Genomic DNA, 5,953 nt, shown 5'->3' with positions numbered 1-5,953 from the left:
CCCCTTCCCCAACCCCATGCGCATCTGCATAATGCGCGGCCCCGCTGACCGGTTGTTCGGTCGCAGGGACGCGCGGAAGGCAGCGGTTTGGGCAGGTGGTTGACGGCTTGAAACGATGCTGTAAGATGCGCGGCCCGCAGACCGGATAAGTGGTTGACGGGGCGCAGAAAACGGCGGTTTCGATGAGTTCTTGACGAGTCGGAAACATGCGGTAGGATGCGCGGCCCGATCGACGGATTTCAGGGTTGGTGGGGATGCGGAAGGCGTCGGTTTCGACAGGTGGTTGACGGTTCGAAACGATGCTGTAAGATGCGCGGCCCGGTGAGACGGACGCTTCGGAAAAACGGAGTGAAAGGCGAGTCGGGAAGTAGCAGAAAGATTCGGGAACAGGTGTTGACGTTCACGAAAACTGCTGTATAGTGTGCGGCTCGCTCGGGCACTTCGGTGACGGGCAACGGGACAGGCGCTGAGGCCGACTTCCGATGATCTTTGACAGTGTGCGCAGGTGACTTGTGCGGGCGTCTGGCGAGTGGATGGTTGTCCATCTTGCAGACGTTCGTAACAGAGTCCAAAGATTTAAAGCAGCATGCAAATGCTATTTGAGTAATTGGGCCTGGAACGAAGTCTGCACTCAAAGCATTGATGAAGGCCGCAAGGCTGGAATCGAAACATTTAAGTGAAGAGTTTGATCCTGGCTCAGAGTGAACGCTGGCGGCAGGCCTAACACATGCAAGTCGAACGGCAGCACAGGAGAGCTTGCTCTCTGGGTGGCGAGTGGCGGACGGGTGAGGAATACGTCGGAATCTGCCTATTTGTGGGGGATAACGTAGGGAAACTTACGCTAATACCGCATACGACCTTAGGGTGAAAGTGGGGGACCGCAAGGCCTCACGCAGATAGATGAGCCGACGTCGGATTAGCTAGTTGGCGGGGTAAAGGCCCACCAAGGCGACGATCCGTAGCTGGTCTGAGAGGATGATCAGCCACACTGGAACTGAGACACGGTCCAGACTCCTACGGGAGGCAGCAGTGGGGAATATTGGACAATGGGCGCAAGCCTGATCCAGCCATGCCGCGTGTGTGAAGAAGGCCTTCGGGTTGTAAAGCACTTTTGTCCGGAAAGAAAAGCTTGAGGTTAATAACCTCGAGTCATGACGGTACCGGAAGAATAAGCACCGGCTAACTTCGTGCCAGCAGCCGCGGTAATACGAAGGGTGCAAGCGTTACTCGGAATTACTGGGCGTAAAGCGTGCGTAGGTGGTTTGTTAAGTCTGATGTGAAAGCCCTGGGCTCAACCTGGGAATGGCATTGGAAACTGGCTTACTAGAGTGCGGTAGAGGGGTGTGGAATTCCCGGTGTAGCAGTGAAATGCGTAGATATCGGGAGGAACATCTGTGGCGAAGGCGACACCCTGGACCAGCACTGACACTGAGGCACGAAAGCGTGGGGAGCAAACAGGATTAGATACCCTGGTAGTCCACGCCCTAAACGATGCGAACTGGATGTTGGGAGCAACTTGGCTCTCAGTATCGAAGCTAACGCGTTAAGTTCGCCGCCTGGGAAGTACGGTCGCAAGACTGAAACTCAAAGGAATTGACGGGGGCCCGCACAAGCGGTGGAGTATGTGGTTTAATTCGATGCAACGCGCAGAACCTTACCTGGCCTTGACATCCACGGAACTTTCCAGAGATGGATTGGTGCCTTCGGGAACCGTGAGACAGGTGCTGCATGGCTGTCGTCAGCTCGTGTCGTGAGATGTTGGGTTAAGTCCCGCAACGAGCGCAACCCTTGTCCTTAGTTGCCAGCACGTAATGGTGGGAACTCTAAGGAGACCGCCGGTGACAAACCGGAGGAAGGTGGGGATGACGTCAAGTCATCATGGCCCTTACGGCCAGGGCTACACACGTACTACAATGGTAGGGACAGAGGGCTGCAAACCCGCGAGGGCAAGCCAATCCCAGAAACCCTATCTCAGTCCGGATCGGAGTCTGCAACTCGACTCCGTGAAGTCGGAATCGCTAGTAATCGCAGATCAGCATTGCTGCGGTGAATACGTTCCCGGGCCTTGTACACACCGCCCGTCACACCATGGGAGTTTGTTGCACCAGAAGCAGGTAGCTTAACCTTCGGGAGGGCGCTTGCCACGGTGTGGCCGATGACTGGGGTGAAGTCGTAACAAGGTAGCCGTATCGGAAGGTGCGGCTGGATCACCTCCTTTAGAGACTAAAGACAGCAAATTGCTCGTCGGACGTCCGCACAAGTGACCTGCATTCAGAGTTCCCGATCGGCACAGGCCGATTGCGGAGTCGTCCCGTTTCGATGGGGCTTTAGCTCAGCTGGGAGAGCACCTGCTTTGCAAGCAGGGGGTCGTCGGTTCGATCCCGACAAGCTCCACCACTTGGCCAGTAGCAACATTGGGTCTGTAGCTCAGGTGGTTAGAGCGCACCCCTGATAAGGGTGAGGCCGGTGGTTCGAGTCCTCCCAGACCCACCACCCTGGCGAAAGCTAGAGCGAACGACAAGACATCTGAATTGCGCACACATAAAGATTTGAAACTGGAAAGGCGCTGAAGCCTTTTCAGTGTTCTTTGAAAACTGGAATGTAGCGAGCGTTTTGAGACGGAATGTCCATGACGTGTCGTAGAGGCTAAGGCGAGTGTCGAAAGACACTTTATTAATTGAGTCGTTATATTCGAGTCTGGGCTTTGTACCCCTGGACCCGTGTAATTCTGAGGCAACTTGGGGTTATATGGTCAAGCGAATAAGCGCACACGGTGGATGCCTTGGCGGTCAGAGGCGATGAAGGACGTGACAGCCTGCGAAAAGCGCGGGGGAGCTGGCAATAAGCATTGATCCCGCGATGTCCGAATGGGGAAACCCACCTAGCAATAGGTATCCTGCAGTGAATACATAGCTGCTGGAAGCGAACCCGGAGAACTGAAATATCTAAGTACCCGGAGGAAAAGAAATCAACCGAGATTCCCTAAGTAGTGACGAGCGAACGGGGACTAGCCCTTAAGTTGCATCAGCTTCAGCAAAACGAGTTGGAAAGCTCGGCCATAGAAGGTGACAGCCCTGTATGCGAAGGGGCTGATGCGATGAAATCGAGTAGGGCGGGGCACGAGAAACCCTGTCTGAACATGGGGGGACCATCCTCCAAGGCTAAATACTCCTGACCGACCGATAGTGAACCAGTACCGTGAGGGAAAGGCGAAAAGAACCCTGGTGAAGGGAGTGAAATAGACCCTGAAACCGTGTGCGTACAAGCAGTGGGAGCCCGCAAGGGTGACTGCGTACCTTTTGTATAATGGGTCAGCGACTTACTGTTCGTGGCAAGCTTAACCGTATAGGGGAGGCGAAGGGAAACCGAGTCTGATAAGGGCGCATAGTCGCGGGCAGTAGACCCGAAACCGGGTGATCTAGTCATGCCCAGGGTGAAGGTTGAGTAACATCAACTGGAGGCCCGAACCCACGTCTGTTGCAAAAGACGGGGATGAGGTGTGATTAGGAGTGAAAAGCTAATCGAACCCGGAGATAGCTGGTTCTCCTCGAAAGCTATTTAGGTAGCGCCTCGGACGAATACTACTGGGGGTAGAGCACTGTTATGGCTAGGGGGTCATTGCGACTTACCAAACCATGGCAAACTCCGAATACCAGTACGTACTATCCGGGAGACACACGGCGGGTGCTAACGTCCGTCGTGAAAAGGGAAACAACCCAGACCCACAGCTAAGGTCCCAAATTTATCGCTAAGTGGTGAACGATGTGGAAAGGCACAGACAGCCAGGAGGTTGGCTTAGAAGCAGCCACCCTTTAAAGAAAGCGTAATAGCTCACTGGTCGAGTCGGTCTGCGCGGAAGATTTAACGGGGCTAAGCGATAAACCGAAGCTTGGGGTGCATACTTTGTATGCGCGGTAGAGGAGCGTTCCGTAAGCCGTTGAAGGTGGATTGAGAAGTCTGCTGGAGGTATCGGAAGTGCGAATGCTGACATGAGTAACGATAATGCGGGTGAAAAGCCCGCACGCCGAAAGCCCAAGGTTTCCTTGCGCAACGTTAATCGACGCAGGGTGAGTCGGCCCCTAAGGCGAGGCTGAAAAGCGTAGTCGATGGGAAGCAGGTTAATATTCCTGCACCTCGCGTAAGTGCGATGGAGGGACGGAGAAGGTTAGGCAGGCCAGGCGTTGGTTGTCCTGGTGAGAGAGTTGAGGCGGTTCCCTTTGGCAAATCCGGGGGAGCAACGTTGAGACTAAGGACCGGCCCATTAGGGCTAGGCTGCCGATATCACGCTTCCAGGAAAAGCTCCTAAGCTTCAGCTTACGCAGACCGTACCGTAAACCGACACAGGTGGGCAGGATGAGAATTCTAAGGCGCTTGAGAGAACTCGGGTGAAGGAACTAGGCAAAATAGCACCGTAACTTCGGGAGAAGGTGCGCCCTCCACGGTTAATAGCTGAGGGGGGCCGCAGTGACCAGGCCGCTGCGACTGTTTATCAAAAACACAGCACTCTGCAAACACGAAAGTGGACGTATAGGGTGTGACGCCTGCCCGGTGCTGGAAGGTTAATTGATGGGGTCAGCCGCAAGGCGAAGCTCTTGATCGAAGCCCCAGTAAACGGCGGCCGTAACTATAACGGTCCTAAGGTAGCGAAATTCCTTGTCGGGTAAGTTCCGACCTGCACGAATGGCGTAACGACAGCGGCGCTGTCTCCACCCGAGACTCAGTGAAATTGAAATCGCTGTGAAGATGCAGCGTTCCCGCGGCAAGACGGAAAGACCCCGTGAACCTTTACTATAGCTTTACATTGAACGTTGAGTTCGTCTGTGTAGGATAGGTGGGAGGCTATGAAACCATGGCGCTAGCTGTGGTGGAGCCATCCTTGAAATACCACCCTGTCGTGCTTGACGTTCTAACCTGGGCCCGTTATCCGGGTCGGGGACCATGTATGGTGGGTAGTTTGACTGGGGCGGTCTCCTCCCAAAGTGTAACGGAGGAGCACGAAGGTACGCTCAGCGCGGTCGGACATCGCGCACTGTGTGCAAAGGCATAAGCGTGCTTGACTGCAAGATCGACGGATCAAGCAGGTACGAAAGTAGGTCTTAGTGATCCGGTGGTTCTGTATGGAAGGGCCATCGCTCAACGGATAAAAGGTACTCCGGGGATAACAGGCTGATACCGCCCAAGAGTTCATATCGACGGCGGTGTTTGGCACCTCGATGTCGGCTCATCACATCCTGGGGCTGTAGTCGGTCCCAAGGGTATGGCTGTTCGCCATTTAAAGTGGTACGCGAGCTGGGTTCAGAACGTCGTGAGACAGTTCGGTCCCTATCTGTCGTGGGCGTTGGAGATTTGAGAGGGGCTGCTCCTAGTACGAGAGGACCGGAGTGGACGAACCTCTGGTGTTCCGGTTGTCACGCCAGTGGCACTGCCGGGTAGCTATGTTCGGAAGCGATAACCGCTGAAAGCATCTAAGCGGGAAGCGCGCCTCAAGATGAGATCTCCCGGGACTTTAAGTCCCCTAAAGGAACCATCAAGACTAGGTGGTTGATAGGCAGGGTGTGTAAGTGCAGCAATGCATTGAGCTAACCTGTACTAATGATCCGTGTGGCTTGACCATATAACCTCAAGTTGCCTTGGTCTCTATGTGACACGTCTAAAGACGTTCCCAACAAAACACTGACTCGCTACATTCCAACTTATTCGCCGACGACGGGCACTATTCCGTCCGAAGCAATCCCACGTGAGCGTGAGCGCAACTCAATCCATCGAGACCTGCGACCCTCCACCCTCTCCCTGGTGATAATAGCTGTGTGGAACCACCCGATCCCATCCCGAACTCGGAAGTGAAACGCATATGCGCCGATGGTAGTGTGGCTTAAGCCATGCAAGAGTAGGTCATCGCCAGGGGCTTTACCCTAAACGCCGCAACCATTGGTTGCGGCGTTTTTCTTTGGGC

The 5,953-nt window shown here is 54.6% G+C and carries 2 tRNA genes and 3 rRNA genes; all 5 read left to right on the top strand.

The features are described from left to right. Window positions 1-673 precede the first annotated feature (673 nt). Window positions 674-2,218, top strand: a 16S ribosomal RNA gene (locus ACTOWJ_RS29325). Between the two features lie 103 nt (window positions 2,219-2,321). Then, a tRNA-Ala gene (locus tag ACTOWJ_RS29320) sits at window positions 2,322-2,397 on the top strand. Between the two features lie 19 nt (window positions 2,398-2,416). After that, a tRNA-Ile gene (locus ACTOWJ_RS29315) sits at window positions 2,417-2,493 on the top strand. A 257-nt stretch (window positions 2,494-2,750) separates the two neighbouring features. Next, window positions 2,751-5,614, top strand: a 23S ribosomal RNA gene (locus ACTOWJ_RS29310). Window positions 5,615-5,789: 175 nt separating this feature from the next. Next, window positions 5,790-5,904: ribosomal RNA gene (gene rrf / locus ACTOWJ_RS29305) — 5S ribosomal RNA — on the top strand. The 16S, 23S and 5S rRNA genes sit together here with 2 tRNA genes alongside, the layout of an rRNA operon. Window positions 5,905-5,953: the final 49 nt, after the last annotated feature.

The organism is Lysobacter sp. CA199, from assembly GCF_052078715.1.
Classification (GTDB): Bacteria; Pseudomonadota; Gammaproteobacteria; order Xanthomonadales; family Xanthomonadaceae; genus Lysobacter.
The sequence above is the reverse complement of the archived record's forward strand: the minus strand, read 5'-3'. Positions and strand labels throughout refer to the sequence as shown.